This window comes from Lentzea albidocapillata, from assembly GCF_000719115.1.
Classification (GTDB): Bacteria; Actinomycetota; Actinomycetes; order Mycobacteriales; family Pseudonocardiaceae; genus Lentzea; species Lentzea albidocapillata.
In genome coordinates, this window is the sequence record NZ_JOEA01000005.1 from 193255 (window position 1) to 208792 (window position 15538).

Below are 15538 nucleotides of genomic sequence, written 5' to 3' on the forward strand. Positions count from 1 at the left end.
TTGGAGGAATCTGTTGCCGCACAACACTGACGTCGTCGTAGTAGGCGGCGGGCTGGGCGGGGTCGCCGCGGCCCTCGCCCTGCTGCGCGCCGGCCGCCGAGTCGTGCTCACCGAGGAGTTCGAGTGGCTCGGCGGGCAGCTCACCAGCCAGGCCGTGCCGCCGGACGAGCACAGCTGGGTCGAGCGCTTCGGCGTCACCGCGTCGTACCGCGCGCTGCGCGACGGCATCCGCGACCACTACCGCCGCCACTACCCGCTCACGCCGCAGGCACGGGCGTGGCGCGAGCTCAACCCCGGCGCGGGCAACGTGAGCCGGCTCTGCCACGAGCCCCGCGTCGCCGTCGCCGTGATCGACGAGATGCTGGCCCCCTACCGGGGCAGCGGCAGGCTCACGGTCCTGCAGCCCGCCCGGCCGATCTCCGCGCGCACCGACGGCGACCGGATCGTGTCGGTCACCGTCGAGCACAACGGCACCGAGGTCGAACTGGCCGCGCCGTACGTCCTCGACGCGACCGAGACCGGCGAGCTGCTCCCGTTGTCCGGCACCGAGTACGTGACGGGCTTCGAGTCCACTCTGGACACCGGGGAGCCCAGCGCGCCCGAGACCGCCCAGCCGGCGAACATGCAGGCGATGTCGGTGTGCTTCGCGATCGACCACGTCGACGGCGACCACACCATCGACAGGCCCGGGCGGTACGACTTCTGGCGCGAGTACCAGCCCGCCTACTGGGGCGACCGGATGCTGTCGTTCCGCTCCCCCGACCCGCGCACGCTGAACACCGCCGAGCGCACGTTCACCCCGAACCCGGACGACGACCCGCTGTCGGTGCTCTCCGACCAGCGGCTCAGCGCGGGCGACGGCAACCTGTGGACGTTCCGCCGCATCGCCGCGCGCCGCAACTTCACCGAAGGCGCCTACGACAGCGACATCTGCCTGGTCAACTGGCCGATGATCGACTACTTCGAGTCGCCGGTGATCGACGTGCCGGACGCGGACAAGCACATCGCGGCGGCACGGGAACTGTCGAAGTCGGTGCTGTACTGGTTGCAGACCGAGGCACCGCGGCAGGACGGCGGCACCGGCTTCCCCGGTCTGCGGCTGCGCGGCGACGTCACCGGCAGCGCGGACGGCCTGGCCCAGGCGCCCTACATCCGCGAGTCACGGCGGATGCGGACCGAGTACACGATCGTCGAGCAGGACCTCTCACTCGCCGTGCGCGGCGACAAGGGCGCCGCGCAGCACGCCGACGCCGTGGGTGTCGGCATGTACCGCATCGACCTGCACCCCTCCACCGGCGGCGACAACTACCTCGACATCGCCAGCTGCCCGTTCGAGATCCCGCTCGGCGCGCTCATCCCCCAGCGCGTCGAGAACCTGCTCCCGGCGGGCAAGAACATCGGCACCACCCACATCACCAACGGTTCCCATCGGCTGCACCCGGTCGAGTGGAACGTCGGAGAGGTCGCGGGCGCGCTCGCGGACTTCTGCCTGGCGCACCGAGTCACCCCTCGCGCGGTGCGCAACACCCCCGGCCTGCTCGCGGACTTCCAGCACCGGCTGGAACGCGACGGGGTCGAGCTCCGCTGGCCGGACGTGTCCGGTTACTAGTCCAGGGAGACAACGATGTCCCGCCTCACCGCTCTGATCGTCGCCGCACTGCTGGCGCTCACCGCCTGCAGCGGTTCGTCCGCGCAGTCCGGCCCCAAGTCGCTGCGCATGACCGTGTGGACCGCCAACGAGGCGCATCTCAAGCTGCTCAACGAGATCGCGTCCGAGTACAAGGCGTCGCACCCGGACGTCACCGAGATCAAGTTCGACACGATCCCGGCCGACGGCTACACCACCACGCTCACCACCCAGATCGCCGGCGGCAACGCGCCGGACCTGGCGTGGATCCTCGAGGAGTCCGCGCCGGACTTCGTCTCCTCCGGCGCGCTCGCCCCGATCAAGGCGAAGGTGGAGAAGGCCGACGAGCTCGTGCCGTCCGCCACGAAGCTGTGGGAGAAGGACGGCGAGCTCTACGCGTACCCGTTCTCCACCTCGCCGTTCGGGCTGTTCGTCAACACCGACCTGGTGAAGGACCTGCCGAAGACCTGGGAGCAGGCCGTCGCGGCCTCGGCCGGCAAGAACCTCGTGCTGCCGGACTTCAAGTACCAGAACTGGGCGGTGCTCTCGGCGATCTGGCGCGGCTGGGGCGCGAACGCGTGGAGCGAGGACGGCAGGACGTGCGGCTTCTCCAGCCAGGAGATGAAGGACGCCATGACGTTCGTCCACAAGGCGATCTTCACGGACAAGGCGATCCCCGGCCCCGGCACGACCGTGGACTTCTTCGCGGGCAACGCGGCCATGGCCGTCAGCCAGATCTCGCGGGCGGGCGGGTTGAAGGACGCCAAGTTCGGCTGGACGCTGCTGCCGCTGCCGCAGGGCCCGAAGGGTGACTACGCGGTGATCGGCCAGGCCGGTGTCGGCGTGCTGAAGCGGTCGAAGAACGCCGACGCCGCCGCGGACTTCCTGGGCTTCTTCACCAACGCGGCCAACTCCGCGAAGCTCGCTCAGTTCTTCCCGCCGATCCGCCAGTCGCTGCTCAACGCCGACACGCTGGCCAAGAGCAACCCGCTGCTCAAGCCGGAGCAGCTGCAGTCGGTCGTGATCGACGGCATCAACAAGGGCGTCGTGAAGCCCAGCCACCAGGGCCAGGAGGAGCTGAACCAGACGATCCGCGCGGCACTCGACCCGTTGTGGAAGCCGGACGCGAACATCGGCCAGGTGCTCGACGGCGTGTGCGAGAAGATCAAGCCGTTGCTGGAGCGCCAGTGACGTTCTGGACGTATCGCAGGCGCGACAACCTGGTCGGCTACCTGTTCGTCGCGCCTGCTCTGCTCGGCAGCCTCGCGTTCGTGCTCATCCCGCTGGGGATGGTCGGCTGGTACAGCCTCAACGAGTGGAACGTGCTCGGCGGGACGTTCGAGTTCATCGGCGGCGAGAACTACAAACAGCTTCTCGCCGACGAGAAGCTGCGCGACTCGCTCGTCGCCACGGCCTGGTTCGCCGCCGGGCTGGTGGTACTGAACCTGTCGCTGGCGTTGCTGCTCGCGGTGCTGCTCAACCTGAAACTGCGCGGCACCACGCTGTTCCGCACGTTGTTCTTCTCCCCCGTGCTGGTGTCATTGGTGGCCTGGACGCTGGTCTGGCAGCTCATGCTGCAGCCGGAGGGCAGCGTGAACGGGCTGCTCGGCGTGTTCGGCGTCGACGGCCCGAACTGGCTGCGAGGTGAGACCACGGCGATGGTGTCGGTGATCGTCGTGCAGGTGATCAAGAACGTCGGGCTGAACATGGTGCTGTTCCTCGCGGCACTGCAAGGCGTTCCGGCCCCGCTGTACGAGGCCGCGAAGATCGACGGCGCGGGCGCGTGGAGGCGGTTCCGGAGCATCACGATCCCGTTGATCAGCCCGACGATCCTGCTCACGTCGATCATCACGATCGTCGGCTCGCTGCAGGTGTTCGCGCAGATCGCGGTGCTCACCCAGGGCGGGCCGGGCACGTCCACGACCGTGTTGATCTACTACCTGTACCAGCAGGCGTTCCAGTTCCACCACTTCGGCTACGGCGCGACGATCTCGGTGCTGCTGTTCGTCATCGTCGCCGCTCTGACGTTGCTGCAGTGGCAGATGCGCCGGAAGTGGGTGCTCCATGAATCGTAAGGTCGCCCTCTACGGGTTGCTGTGCCTGCTGTGCGTGCCGTTCGTGTTCCCGACGTGGTGGATGGTCACCTCGTCGATGAAACCGATCAGCGAGATCTTCTCCGAGTCGCTGCTGCCGTCGGAGTGGACGTTCTCCACGTACGAGACGGTGTTCAGGATGCAGCCGTTCGGGCAGCAGTACTGGAACAGCCTCTACATCGCGGTGGTCGTCACGGCCGGCACGATGGCCGTCGCGGCGCTCGCGGGCTACGCGTTCGCACGCATCCGGTTCCCCGGCCAGAACGCGCTGTTTGTGGTCGTGCTGACCGGCTTGCTCATCCCGAGCGAGGTCACGATCGTCCCGTTGTTCCAGATGTTCCAGTCGCTCGGGATGACGAACACGCACTGGCCGCTGATCATCGTGCCGATCTTCGGGGCGCCGTGCGTGCTGGCGATCTTCATCATGCGCCAGTTCTTCATCGCGCTGCCGCCGGAACTGGAGGAGGCCGCCCGCATGGACGGCCTGGGCCGCGCCGGGATCTTCTACCGGATCGCCCTGCCGCTGTCCCGGCCCGCACTGGGCGCGGTCGCGATCTTCACGTTCCTGCACTCGTGGAACCTGTACCTGGAGCCGATCGTGTACCTGTCCACACCGGACATGTTCACGCTGCCGCAGGCGCTGACCCAGTTCGTGGACATCTACGGCGGCCCGATGTGGAACGTCCAGCTGGCGGCGGCGACCATGACGGCCGTGCCGATCCTGGTGGTGTTCGTGGTGGCGCAGCGGCAGTTCATCGAGGGCCTCGCGCACACGGGCGTCAAGGGGTGATCGACCCGGAGATCGCGGCGGCGGTGGACTTCTCCCGGCCACCGCTGACCGCGGCCGGGATCGCGGCCAGGCGTGCGTCGAACCGGGTCGTCACCGATGCCGAGCTGACGCGGGACGGCTCGGTGACGTTCACCGAGGAGGACGCGGACGGCGTGCCCGTGCTCGTGCTGCGCCCGGCCGGTTCCGCAGGCCCTCCCGTCCTGCACCTGCACGGTGGCGGGATGGTCGCGGGCACTCGGCGCAGCGACCTGCACGTGCTGGCCGAGTGGGTCTCGCAGCTCGGCGTCACGCTGGTCTCCCCCGAGTACCGGCTGGCACCCGAACACCCGCACCCGGCACCGGTGCGGGACTGCTACCGGACGCTGATGTGGATGGCCCGCAACGGTCTCGCCTCCCCGGTCGTCGCCGGCACGTCCGCGGGCGGCGGGCTGGCGGCGGCGGTGACGCTGATGGCCCGCGACCTCGGCGGTCCGGCCGTCCGCGGCCAGCTGCTGATGTGCCCGATGCTCGACGACAGGTGTGAAACCCCGTCCAGCCACCAGTTCCTCGACGGCACCACCTGGGTGCGCGCCTCGAACATCACCGGCTGGACGGCGTTGCTCGGCGACGCGCGGGGCGGGCCGGACGTGTCGCCGTTCGCCGCTCCGGCTCGCGCGGCCGATCTCTCCGGCCTGCCGCCGGCCTACGTCGACGTCGGCTCGGTGGACGTGTTCCGCGACGAGGCCGTCGGCTACGCGTCCCGGATCTGGCAGGCGGGCGGTGACGCGGAGCTGCACGTGTGGCCGGGCGGCTGTCACGGCTTCGACCAGCTCGTGCCGGAAGCCGCGTTGTCGCGCCGTGCCCGAGCCACGCGGATGGCGTGGCTCAGGCGGACGCTCTACCTGTAACGCGGATGCGTGGTGTGCCATTCGAAGCCGCCACCCATCCAGGCCTTGGTGCCCTTCAGGAACCGGTGCAGCTCCACCGACGGCACCGCGAGCAACGCCTTGTGCCCTGCCTCGAAGTCGCGCACCAGCTGGTTGTGCAGCTCCACGGTCCGTGCGGTGGCCTCGGCGATCGAGCACTCACGGTCCGCGGCGATCTGCAGCACCATGTTGCAGACCGGCTTCTCGTCGGCGGCGTCCTTCTCCACCGACACCAGGTCGTTCACCATCACCGACGCCGTGCCCGCGTCCGTGAGCAGCCGCCGCACGCGCGGGTCGTAGTACAGCGGCGCGGGCAGCTCGTAGCCCCCGACGGCGTCGATCAGCGTCATCGACGTGTAGAAGGTGTCGTGCTGCCTGGTCGCGAGGTACTGCCACGCGGGCGGATAGTTGCCGGTGTGCCGCCAGGCCGCGTAGGCGCCCCACGACACGAACATCGCGAACGTCGAGTAGCAGACCCGTTGCACCACAGTGGCCGTGCTGCGCGACGTGAGGTGCGCGATGCCCGAGCGCAGGCCGACGAGCACCGGGTCGGACGCGATCCTTTCCTCCAGGTCCACGGTGAACTCGGCGGCCGGCGCGACCGGGTCCATCGCGGCCATCGCCAGGGCCAGGCGCGGCGGCAGTTCGGCCGGGATCGCGCCCATCTCGGTGTCGTCCGCGTACAGGTCGTCCGCGGCCCACCACGCCGCGTTCAGCTTCGCCGCGATCAGCAGCTGGTCGACGTCGTCGGTGTCGACGTGGGTCAGCACCGCGAGCCGGCCGAACATGCCGCCGAGGAACCGTTCCGGCTCTTCGAAGCCGCACTCCTCCGCCCACGCGACGAGGCGCTCGTCCACGGCGGCCGCCAGCAGCGCGTCCTCGCGTTCGGGCACCGGCACGTACAGCGGTGGCGCGGTGCCGTCACCCCACGGGCGTTCGGCATATCCGGGTTCGGGCGGTGGTTGAACGGCCTCGGGCCGCCCGAGCCGGGCAGCGGAGGTGCCCAGCCCGGACGGCCCGGTGAGGAGGTCCTTCATCAGATGCGGTCCGCCACGATCAGCAGGTAGTGGAAGCTGCCTTCCTTGTAGGCCGTCAGGAACGGGTCCTCCACGCCGGTCGCGACCGACGACTGCGCGCGCAGCTCCCAGTACGGGATGGTCTCCGGCGTCAGGTCGACCACGCTGATCGGCACGAACCCGTTGTCCGCCAACGCCCTGAAGTACTCGCTGCGCGGGTGGATGTTGCAGATGTAGTGCTGGTCGATCTGGCTGACGGCCCGCGACCGCAGCCCGGTCAGGTCGTTGGAGCAGCCGGTGATGCAGACGTACCGGCCGCCGGGCGCGATCAGGCGCGCGAACTCGCCGTACAGCTGCTGGAGGTCCACGTACATCGTGGTCTCGTTGGTCCAGATGCCGTTGAACGAGCCGGTCTCGAAGCCGGTGTCGAGCATGTTCTTGAAGTGGAACCGCACCTGGTCGGCGACTCCGCGCTCGACGGCCTGGTTGTTGGCGAAGGCGACCTGTTCCTCGGAGATGCTGACGCCGTCGATCCGGGCACCGAACCGCGCGTTGGCCATGAAGCTGGTGCCACCACGCCCGGAGCCGCCGTCCATCAGGTGGCCGCCGACGGGAACGTCGCCGAACGCGTCCAGCAGCACCTCCGCCTGTGCGGTCTCCAGCCGGTGCATCTCGGCGATCATCACCTGGTCGCGCACCTCGGCGGGCGCCTGCAGCACCGCCGGGTCGTACTGGCCGAGCCCGTAGTGGTGGTGGTAGAGCCCGTCCACCTCACCGAGCTTGATGTTGACCGGGTCCTTCTCCTTGTTCCAGTACTCCGCGACGGAACGCTGGTAGTCGGTGCGCAGAACCGGCTTCACAGTGGGGCTCGCCATGACCTGAGTGGCTCCTGTTCGTTGGAACGCTCACTGCCGAACAGCAACTGACCTTTGCAGCTGATGGACCAATCGGCGATCCACCGTTCAGGCTTGGTTCGGACACGAACGGGTAGGCCGATGTCGCGTTCCGGTGGGCCTCCTAACCTGTGCAAGCACATCGCTATCCCCCCTTTCGTGGGTTCTCTGCCGCCCGGCCGGATGACAAACCGGGCCAGAATTCCACGCCGACTGGACGAGCCCGTGACGCGTCATCACCTGTTTCAGGCGTTCTGACGCAGTGCTCGCACTTCGTCCCTGAGTGCCCGGACCTCCAGCAGCAGCAGGTCGTCGTGCGACGCGGAACGGGGCGCGGGCAACTGCTGCACGTCCGGCTCCATCGCGCTGCACACCACGGCGATGAACAGGTTGAGCATGGTGAACGTGCCGGCCAGCAGGTAACAGAGGAAGAAGATCCACGCGAGCGGCTGGTACACCATCAGGTCGCGCATGACGTCCGACCAGCCGTCGCCCGTGGTGATCTGGAACAGCGTCAGCAGCGTCGACCCCAGATCGGCGAACCGCGGGTCGCCGGAGTCGCCGAACAGGTTGCTCGCGATCACGCCACCGATGTACAGCAGCAGCATCAGCAGCCCGGTGAGCGAGATCAGGCCGGGAACGGACTTCACCAGCGCGCTCACGACCCTGCGCATGCTGGGCACCATCGCCACGAGCCGCAGCGCCCGCAGGATCCGCAGGGACCGCAGCACGCTGAGCGGACCCGCGGCCGGCATCAGCGCCACCGACACGATGACGAAGTCGAAGATGTTCCAGGGGTCGCGGAAGAACCGCCAGCCGAACGCGTAGAGCCGGGCGGCGAGCTCGGCGACGAAGACGGCGAGCGCCAGGTGGTCGATGACGCCGAGCAGGGCACCGTGCTTCGCGACGACCGAAGGTGAGGTCTCGGCTCCCAGAGCGGCCGCGTTCACCACGATCACGCAAATGATCATCCACTGGAACCGTGTGCTCTCGACGACCTCGCCGATGCGTGCGCGCAATGCCATGCCTGACTACTCCTTGCCGGGGGGACAAGGGCACTATCGGTACGCAGGACCGCCGACTGATCACCCGGTCGTGTTGATCAATTCCAGCCTGCCGGCGGTACCGGCGTGATGATCCCGCCGGTCTCGAACCGCGCGTCGCCGAGCTCGTACCCCCGGCTCGACATGTGTCCACGAAGATCCACTGTTGCCCCCGCGCCAGCCTACGATCGACCCCGTGAGCAATGTCGAGGCCGAGCCCGCAGAAGTGACGTGCACCTCCACCCCCGGCGGCGTGGAGGTGCTGACCCCGCGCGACGTCCCGCTGGGCGGCCCGCGAGCGATGTCGGTGCGCCGGACGCTGCCCCAGAAGCAGCGCTCACTGATCGGCGCCTGGTGCTTCTGCGACCACTACGGCCCGGACGACGTCACCATGGACGTGGCCCCGCATCCCCACACGGGCCTGCAGACCGTCAGCTGGCTGTTCACCGGCGAGATCGAGCACCGCGACAGCCTCGGCGTGCACGCGTTCGTCCGCCCCGGCGAGCTCAACCTCATGACCGGCGGCAGCGGCATCTGCCACTCCGAGCAGTCCACCGCCTCGTCCTCGGTCCTGCACGGCGTGCAGCTCTGGCTCGCCCTGCCCGACGCCCACCGCGACGCGCCACGCGACTTCCAGCACTACGTCCCGCCGACGGTGGTGGCGGACGGCGCCTCGATGCGCGTGTTCCTCGGCTCGCTGGCGGGTTCGACATCGCCGGTGCGGACGTTCACACCGTTGCTCGGCGCCGAGATCGTGCTGTCCGCGGGCGCGTCGCTGACTTTGGACGTGGCGCCGTCGTTCGAGCACGGCGTCCTGCTCGACACCGGCGACGTGGCACTGGGCGAGACCGCTCTGGAGCCCGGCGACCTCGGCTACGTCGGCACCGGTCGTTCGACGCTGACGCTCTCTTCGGCCGGCGGCGCGCGGGTCGTGCTGCTGGGCGGCGTGCCGTTCGGCGAGGAGATCGTCATGTGGTGGAACTTCGTCGGGCGCACGCACGACGAGATCGCGGCGTTCCGGGAGGAATGGCAGGCGGAGACCGACCGGTTCGGCCGGGTCGAGGGCTACCCCGGTGCCCGCCTGCCGGCGCCTCCGCTGCCGGGCGGACGGCTGCGGCCCCGCGGCAACCCGGCCTGACCTCGGCATCACTTTGCGTGCCGAAATAACTACGGAAAGCACTTCCACCTTTAACTAAAATTAAGGTTCCCCACCTCACGCCGTCCCGGCATTCGGGCCGTCTCATCTCGTGACCTCATCCACAGATGACCGAACCCGACCAGGCCGAATATCGTCAAAGGCCTGGTCAGAACACATGGGCGACGCCGTCTCACCCGGCGGTCGCCACTGCATGTGAAAAGTCATACTCGAGGACCATTGAAAATTACGTTCCGATCCATTTTCCTGATCGAGGCATCCACGGAGGCTGCCGGACGTCTAAGGGGGCATGAGGAACGTGACACGAGTGGGCGCCGACTCGACATTCGCCTTCATCGCTCCGTCCGGGCGCCCGCTGCCCGTCGACGTCGAGCTCGGCTACCGCGCCGACGACCCGCACGCCGTGACCATGACGTTCCGCATGGGACGCCAGGAGACCGTGTGGCTCGTGAGCCGGGACCTGCTCGCCGACGGGTTGATCACCACCAGTGGCGCGGGTGACGTGCGGCTGCGGCCCCACAACTCCACCACCGCCGTGCTCGAACTGCGGTCCGACGTGTCGCAGGCCGTGTTCCACGTGCGGTCCTCCGAACTGCAGGAGTTCCTGAACTCCACCTACGACGTGGTCTCCCCCGGTTGCGAGAGCGACTACGTCGACTTCGACGCGGAACTCCGCAAGCTGATCGACTAGCACGAGCGCGTTTTCACCCGAACGAGCCCGTACCATGGAGTAATTCCAACCCATACGTTCGAAGTCGTGACAGTGACGACTTCCACCGCGTACAGCAGGGATCTGGGCGACGAACTGCGCCGCCTCCGGCAGAGGTTCACCGGCTTGAGGGGCCGCGCGATGGCGCTGCAGCTCGGCTGGGACCCGAGCAAGGTCTCCAACCTCGAGCACGGCAAGATCCGCGGCAGCGACATCGACCTCGCGCAGTACCTCACGGTCTGCGGCAAGGACATCGACTACTTCGAGGACTTCCTCCGCCGCTACCACAACGCCTTCGACCCGTACCTCGCGCAGATGCCGGGCACCACGCGCACGCTCGCGATGACGGAGGCGATGGCTACCGGCATCACGGCCTACGACGTTCTCACCGTGAACAGCCTCCTGCAGACGCCGAACTACGCGCGCGCCCTGCAGGCCGCGACCGGGCAGGCCGTCGAGGACCTGGACAGGCAGGCGGTCATGCGCCGCCCCAACGGCCCCAAGTGCGTCTTCTACCTGCACGAGCTGGCGCTGCGGATGCGGCTCGGCACCAAGCAGGTCATGGAGGAGCAGTACGTGTGGCTCCTGGCGAACTCCGCCATCATCCGCGTCGTGCCGGAAGAGGCGGCCACAGCGGCGTTCCAGTCGGCGTGCACGCTGTTCGAGTTCGAGAAGGCGCCACCGCTCGTCTACTCGGAATCCGGCCTGGCCAAGGTCTTCGCCCAGGGCGAGGCCGCCGTCGAACGCGGCCGCGGGCTCTTCGACCTGCTCGACGAGATCGCCCTGGACGAGAACCAGACGCGGCGCAAGCTCGCGGAGTACCGCGGGCCCACACCGCTGCGTGCCCTGGCTCAGTAGCCGTACACGAGGTCGAACGCGAGCTGCGGGTCGAACTTGCCCGCGTCGACGCCCGGCGCCTTGCCGCAGCGCCCGTCCGAGTCGCCGGGGACCTTGACCCACAGCAACATCTCCGCGCCGCCACCGGTGCGGGCGGGCGTGCCGAGCTTGCGGCCGCCGGGGTTGCACCACTCGCCGTTGTGGCCGTTGCCGTTGCGGCTGGTGTCGATCACGTACGGCTTGGTGTAGCCGGGCAGCGCACCGCTGACCGAGTTGCCGTACGCCGTCGAGGCCGCGGTGGTGTGGTAGTTCGACACGTTGATCGAGAAGCCGCGGACGTTGCGCACACCGGCTGAGTCCAGGCGGCCGGCCATGGTCGCGGCCGGCACCCACTGCGCGTTGCCCGCGTCGAGGTAGGCCCACGTGTTGGGCGCCTTGGCCCTGAACTGCTCGGTGGCGTACTTGATCATTGCCGTGCGCTCGGCGACCTTGCCGCCGTCCATGCAGCCGAAGTCCGCCAGCGAGTCAGGCTCGATCACGACGACGGCCGGCCGCGTGCCGATCGCCGAAGCGAAGGAGGAGATCCAGGTCCGATAGGCCTCAGGCGTCCCCGCGCCGCCGCCGGAGTGGCCACCGCACGCGTCGCGGCCGGGGATGTTGTAAGCGACCAGCACGGGCAGCTTGGTGCCGGTCTTGTTCACGTAACCGCTGACAGCGGTCTTGATGTCGCCGCTCCAGGCGCCGAACCAGCGGGCGATCGGCTTGGTCGAGATGTTCGCCCTGATCGCGGCCTGGCGGCCGTCGCCCGCGTGGTCGCGCACCCACACGGCGGGATTGGAGTCGGGGTCGACGTAGAAGCCGTCAGTCAGGCCGACGGGGCTGGCGGCGTGCGCGGCCGGGGCCGTGGCGACGACGGCCAGCAGGGCCAGCGCGAGTGCTCTGATCATGGCTCCGACCCTCGCGCAGGGCGCCTAAGGGGCGGTAAGTCCGGGTTGAACCAGCACCTCAGGGCGCGAGCAGCCCGGCCTGGAGCGGCAGCAACGGCGCGACCACCCTGGCGAACGGTCCGCTCCGCACGACACCACCCCCAGGTCCGGCGAACGGCGCGGCAGGATCCAGCGAGTCCGGCATCCGGGCCCACACGGCCCACCGCTCGTCCCAGGCCTGGATCACGTCGAGCTGCCCGCCGGGGAGGAACCGGGCCAGGTGCACCCCTGCGACCTGCCCGGTGTTCCCCAGCAGCGGGAGCAGCCGGAAGCCCCCTTCCCGCCGCAACCTCTCGATCAGCTCCGCGCTGTCCATCTCATCTCGCCGCCAGCTCCGTGTCAGCCCGATAGGTCTCCACAGCCGCGTCACGTTCAGAGGAGGACCAGCCCAGCGGGCCGGCGATCAGATCGGCGACCTCACCGGCGACCGACGCACCGAAGTCCAGGTGCTCCATCGAGATCCGGGTCCGCCGGGCGAGCACGTCCTCCAGTCCCAGCGCGCCCTCGTGCGTCACGGCGTACACGATCTCCGCCGCCAGGTAGCCCGCCACGGGCGAGGCCAGCGACGGGTCCTGCGCGATCATCGCCAGCACGTCGGACACGGCCGAGCCGTAGCGGCGCAGCAGACGCTCCACAGTGGACGTGGGCAGGCCGGACTCCGCAGCGACCCGAGCCCGGTCCGCCCACAGCTCCTGGAAACCGACGGCACCGCACAACGGCAGGCGCGCGGTCAGGGAAGGTGCCACGCCGCGACCCAGTCCGGCGACGGCCGCGTTCACCACGTCCGCGGCCATCACGCGGTAGGTCGTGTACTTGCCGCCCGCGATCACGAAGAACCCCGGCTCGGGCTGTGCGACGGCATGTTCGCGGGAGAGCTTCGACGTGTCGCTCGACGCTCCGGCGAGCAACGGCCGCAGGCCCGCGTACGTGCCCACGACGTCGTCCACCGACAAAGGGGTCCGGAGCACGGCGTTGACGTGGTCGAGGATGTAGGAGACGTCGCCGGCCGTGGCCGACACGTCCTCGGGCGCACCGGAGTACGGCGTGTCCGTGGTGCCGATGATCCAGTAGGCGCCCCAGGGGATCACGAACAGCACCGACTTCTCGGTCTGTGTGATCAGCCCGCCGTCGAGCTGGATCTTCGACCGCTCCACCAGCACGTGCACGCCCTTGGACATCCGCACGTGGAACGGCGGTGTGCCGGGCGACATCGAGTTCAGCGAGTCGGTCCACACACCGGTCGCGCTGATCACCCGCCGGGCCCGCACCACGTGCGTCACGCCGGTGAGCTCGTCGCGCACCGAGGCACCGGAAACCCGGCCCTCCGAACGCAACAGCGAGGTGACCCGGGCGCGCGAGACGACCGTCGCACCGTGCTGAGCGGCCGTGCGGACCAACGTCGTCACGAGCCGCGCGTCGTCCATCTGCGCGTCGTAGTAACGAATGGCGCCGGCGAACGCGGAGGAGTCCACGGACGGTCCGACCGAAGCCATCTTGCGGCGGGAGAGGTGCCGGTGCATCGGCACGGCCCCGGCGCCGCCGATCGAGTCGTACAACAGCACGCCCGCGCCCACGTAGGCGCGTTCCCACTGCTTCTTCAACGGGAAGAGGAACGGCACCGGCCGCACCAGGTGCGGTGCGAGCCGGCGCAGCAGCAACCCGCGTTCCTTCAGAGCTTCCCGGACCAGCTTGAACTCCAGCTGCTCCAGGTACCGCAGCCCGCCGTGGACGAGCTTGCTGGACCGGCTCGACGTGCCCGCCGCCCAGTCGTCGGCCTCGACCAGGGCGACGGAGAGGCCGCGCGACGCCGCGTCGAGAGCAGCGCCCGCGCCGACCACCCCGCCGCCGACGACGAGGACGTCGAACTCCGTGCTGCCCAGCGCTTCGAGCGATCGGGCACGGCGAGCCGGATCCAGCCTTGCGAACAACTTCTTCAGCTCCTAAGGAAAGAAGTCAGCGAACGTCGGCGTCGACCCAGTCGAACGACTTGGTCACGGCCTTCTTCCAGTTGCGGTACTCGCGCTCGCGCTCGTCGGAGTCGAGTTCCGGCGTCCAGCGCTTGTCCTCGGACCAGTTGGCGCGCAGCTCGTCGAGCGACGACCAGTAGCCGACGGCCAGACCGGCGGCGTACGCGGCACCGAGAGCGGTCGTCTCGGCGACCACGGGACGCACGACCGGCACGTCCAGCACGTCCGCCTGGAACTGCATCAGCAGCTCGTTCGCGACCATGCCGCCGTCGACCTTCAGCTCGGTCAGCGGCACGCCGGAGTCGGCGTTCATCGCGTCCAGCACCTCGCGGGTCTGGAACGCCGTCGCCTCCAGCACGGCCCGCGCCAGGTGACCCTTGTTGACGAACCGGGTCAGGCCGACGACGGCACCGCGGGCGTCCGCCCGCCAGTACGGCGCGAACAGACCGGAGAACGCCGGCACGAAGTACGCGCCACCGTTGTCGTCCACCGTCTTGGCCAGCGTCTCGATCTCCGCGGCCGAGCCGATGATGCCGAGGTTGTCGCGCAGCCACTGCACCAGCGAACCGGTGACCGCGATCGACCCCTCGAGGGCGTAGACGGGAGCCTCGTCGCCGATCTTGTAGCAGACGGTCGTGAGCAGACCGTTCTTCGAGGCGACCTTCTCGGTACCGGTGTTGAGCAGCATGAAGTTGCCGGTGCCGTAGGTGTTCTTGGCGGTACCGGGCTCGTAGCAGGCCTGGCCGAACGTCGCCGCCTGCTGGTCGCCGAGGATGCCCGCGATCGGCACGCCCTTGAGCACGCCGCCGGGACCGCCGTTGCCGTAGACCTCCGAGGAGGAACGGATCTCCGGCAGCATGGACAGCGGGATGCCCATGTCGGCGGCGATCTCCGCGTCCCACTGCAGCGTGTCGAGGTCCATCAGCATGGTCCGCGACGCGTTGGTGACGTCCGTGGCGTGCACACCGCCGTTCGGGCCGCCGGTGAGGTTCCACAGCGTCCACGTGTCGGTGTTGCCGAACAGCAGGTCGCCGGCCTCGGCACGCTCACGGGCACCCTCGACGTTGTCGAGGATCCAGCGGATCTTGGGGCCGGAGAAGTAGGTCGCCAGCGGCAGGCCGACCTTCGCCTTGTAGCGCTCGGCACCGCCGCCGAGGGCACCGAGCTCCTCGACGATCGCCTGGGTGCGGGTGTCCTGCCAGACGATGGCGTTGTAGACGGGCTCGCCGGTGTTCTTGTCCCACACCACCGCGGTCTCGCGCTGGTTGGTGATGCCCACGGCGGCGAGGTCACCGGTGTTGAGGTCGGCGGCGGAGAGCGCCTGGCCGATCACGAACCGGGTGTTCTCGGAGATCTCCACCGGGTTGTGCTCGACCCAGCCGGCCCGCGGGAAGATCTGCTCGTGCTCCTTCTGGCCCACGGCGACGATGGAGCCGCTGTGGTCGAAGATGATCGCCCGCGTGCTGGTCGTGCCCTGGTCGACGGCGAGAACGTACTGCGACATCGATAAGTCCTT

15 protein-coding genes are annotated in these 15538 nt (G+C 69.0%); 8 read left to right on the forward strand and 7 right to left on the reverse strand.

Annotation, left to right across the window (positions count from 1 at the left end; translation table 11 throughout):
* Positions 1–13 precede the first annotated feature (13 nt).
* Genes IG04_RS0107870 through IG04_RS0107890 form a run of 5 tightly spaced genes read left to right on the forward strand, consistent with a single transcriptional unit; the run spans position 14 to position 5397 of the window.
* Positions 14–1609 (forward strand): FAD-dependent oxidoreductase, encoded by a 1596-nt coding sequence (locus tag IG04_RS0107870; protein WP_036014072.1) that lies wholly within the window; start codon positions 14–16, stop codon positions 1607–1609.
* A gap of 15 nt (positions 1610–1624) precedes the next feature.
* On the forward strand, positions 1625–2818 hold the full coding sequence (locus IG04_RS0107875) for an ABC transporter substrate-binding protein (protein ID WP_030475887.1): 1194 nt from the start codon (positions 1625–1627) through the stop codon (positions 2816–2818).
* Entirely contained in the window at positions 2815–3702 is an 888-nt protein-coding gene (locus IG04_RS0107880) for a carbohydrate ABC transporter permease (RefSeq protein ID WP_245815857.1), read from the forward strand. The genes IG04_RS0107875 and IG04_RS0107880 overlap by 4 nt, the downstream gene beginning before the upstream one ends.
* Positions 3692–4510, forward strand: coding sequence for a carbohydrate ABC transporter permease (locus IG04_RS0107885; protein WP_030475889.1), 819 nt, complete (start codon positions 3692–3694; stop codon positions 4508–4510). Before IG04_RS0107880 ends, IG04_RS0107885 begins: the two co-directional genes overlap by 11 nt.
* Positions 4507–5397 carry an alpha/beta hydrolase gene (locus IG04_RS0107890; protein WP_030475890.1) on the forward strand — a complete coding sequence of 297 codons (891 nt, stop codon included), beginning with the start codon at positions 4507–4509 and terminating at the stop codon, positions 5395–5397. The genes IG04_RS0107885 and IG04_RS0107890 overlap by 4 nt, the downstream gene beginning before the upstream one ends.
* On the opposite strand, the gene IG04_RS0107895 is transcribed toward IG04_RS0107890, so the two are convergent.
* The 3 genes from IG04_RS0107895 to IG04_RS0107905 form a co-directional block, all read right to left on the reverse strand.
* A complete protein-coding gene (locus IG04_RS0107895; RefSeq protein WP_030475891.1) occupies positions 5388–6452 on the reverse strand; it encodes a family 2 encapsulin nanocompartment cargo protein terpene cyclase in 1065 nt (354 codons plus the stop codon). The two genes, IG04_RS0107890 and IG04_RS0107895, sit on opposite strands and share 10 nt — an antisense overlap.
* The gene (locus tag IG04_RS0107900) at positions 6452–7306 is read right to left on the reverse strand and encodes a geranyl diphosphate 2-C-methyltransferase (RefSeq protein ID WP_030475892.1); all 855 of its coding nucleotides are present in this window, start codon (positions 7304–7306) and stop codon (positions 6452–6454) included. Before IG04_RS0107900 ends, IG04_RS0107895 begins: the two co-directional genes overlap by 1 nt.
* Before the next feature lie 263 nt (positions 7307–7569).
* Positions 7570–8349 (reverse strand): ion transporter, encoded by a 780-nt coding sequence (locus IG04_RS0107905; protein ID WP_030475893.1) that lies wholly within the window; start codon positions 8347–8349, stop codon positions 7570–7572.
* A gap of 214 nt (positions 8350–8563) precedes the next feature.
* On the opposite strand from IG04_RS0107905, the gene IG04_RS0107910 reads away from it, so the two are divergent.
* The 3 genes from IG04_RS0107910 to IG04_RS0107920 all read left to right on the forward strand — a co-directional run bounded on the left by IG04_RS0107910 (position 8564) and on the right by IG04_RS0107920 (position 11090).
* Complete coding sequence (locus IG04_RS0107910; protein WP_030475894.1) at positions 8564–9505, forward strand: pirin family protein; 942 nt, start codon at positions 8564–8566, stop codon at positions 9503–9505.
* A gap of 307 nt (positions 9506–9812) precedes the next feature.
* Positions 9813–10214 carry an SsgA family sporulation/cell division regulator gene (locus IG04_RS0107915; protein ID WP_030475895.1) on the forward strand — a complete coding sequence of 134 codons (402 nt, stop codon included), beginning with the start codon at positions 9813–9815 and terminating at the stop codon, positions 10212–10214.
* A 66-nt stretch (positions 10215–10280) separates the two neighbouring features.
* Positions 10281–11090 (forward strand): helix-turn-helix domain-containing protein, encoded by an 810-nt coding sequence (locus IG04_RS0107920; RefSeq protein WP_159460411.1) that lies wholly within the window; start codon positions 10281–10283, stop codon positions 11088–11090.
* On the opposite strand, the gene IG04_RS0107925 is transcribed toward IG04_RS0107920, so the two are convergent.
* The 4 genes from IG04_RS0107925 to glpK are packed head-to-tail and all read right to left on the reverse strand — an operon-like array spanning position 11084 to position 15526.
* Positions 11084–12016: a glycoside hydrolase family 6 protein gene (locus IG04_RS0107925; protein WP_030475897.1), complete on the reverse strand. Its 933-nt coding sequence runs from the start codon at positions 12014–12016 to the stop codon at positions 11084–11086. The genes IG04_RS0107920 and IG04_RS0107925 overlap by 7 nt on opposite strands.
* Before the next feature lie 58 nt (positions 12017–12074).
* Positions 12075–12371, reverse strand: a complete 297-nt coding sequence (locus IG04_RS0107930; RefSeq protein ID WP_030475898.1) for a hypothetical protein — start codon at positions 12369–12371, stop codon at positions 12075–12077.
* 1 nt (position 12372) lies between these two features.
* A complete protein-coding gene (locus IG04_RS0107935) occupies positions 12373–13983 on the reverse strand; it encodes a glycerol-3-phosphate dehydrogenase/oxidase (RefSeq protein WP_051769208.1) in 1611 nt (536 codons plus the stop codon).
* 25 nt (positions 13984–14008) lie between these two features.
* On the reverse strand, positions 14009–15526 hold the full coding sequence (gene glpK, locus IG04_RS0107940; RefSeq protein ID WP_030475900.1) for a glycerol kinase GlpK: 1518 nt from the start codon (positions 15524–15526) through the stop codon (positions 14009–14011).
* Positions 15527–15538 lie beyond the last annotated feature (12 nt).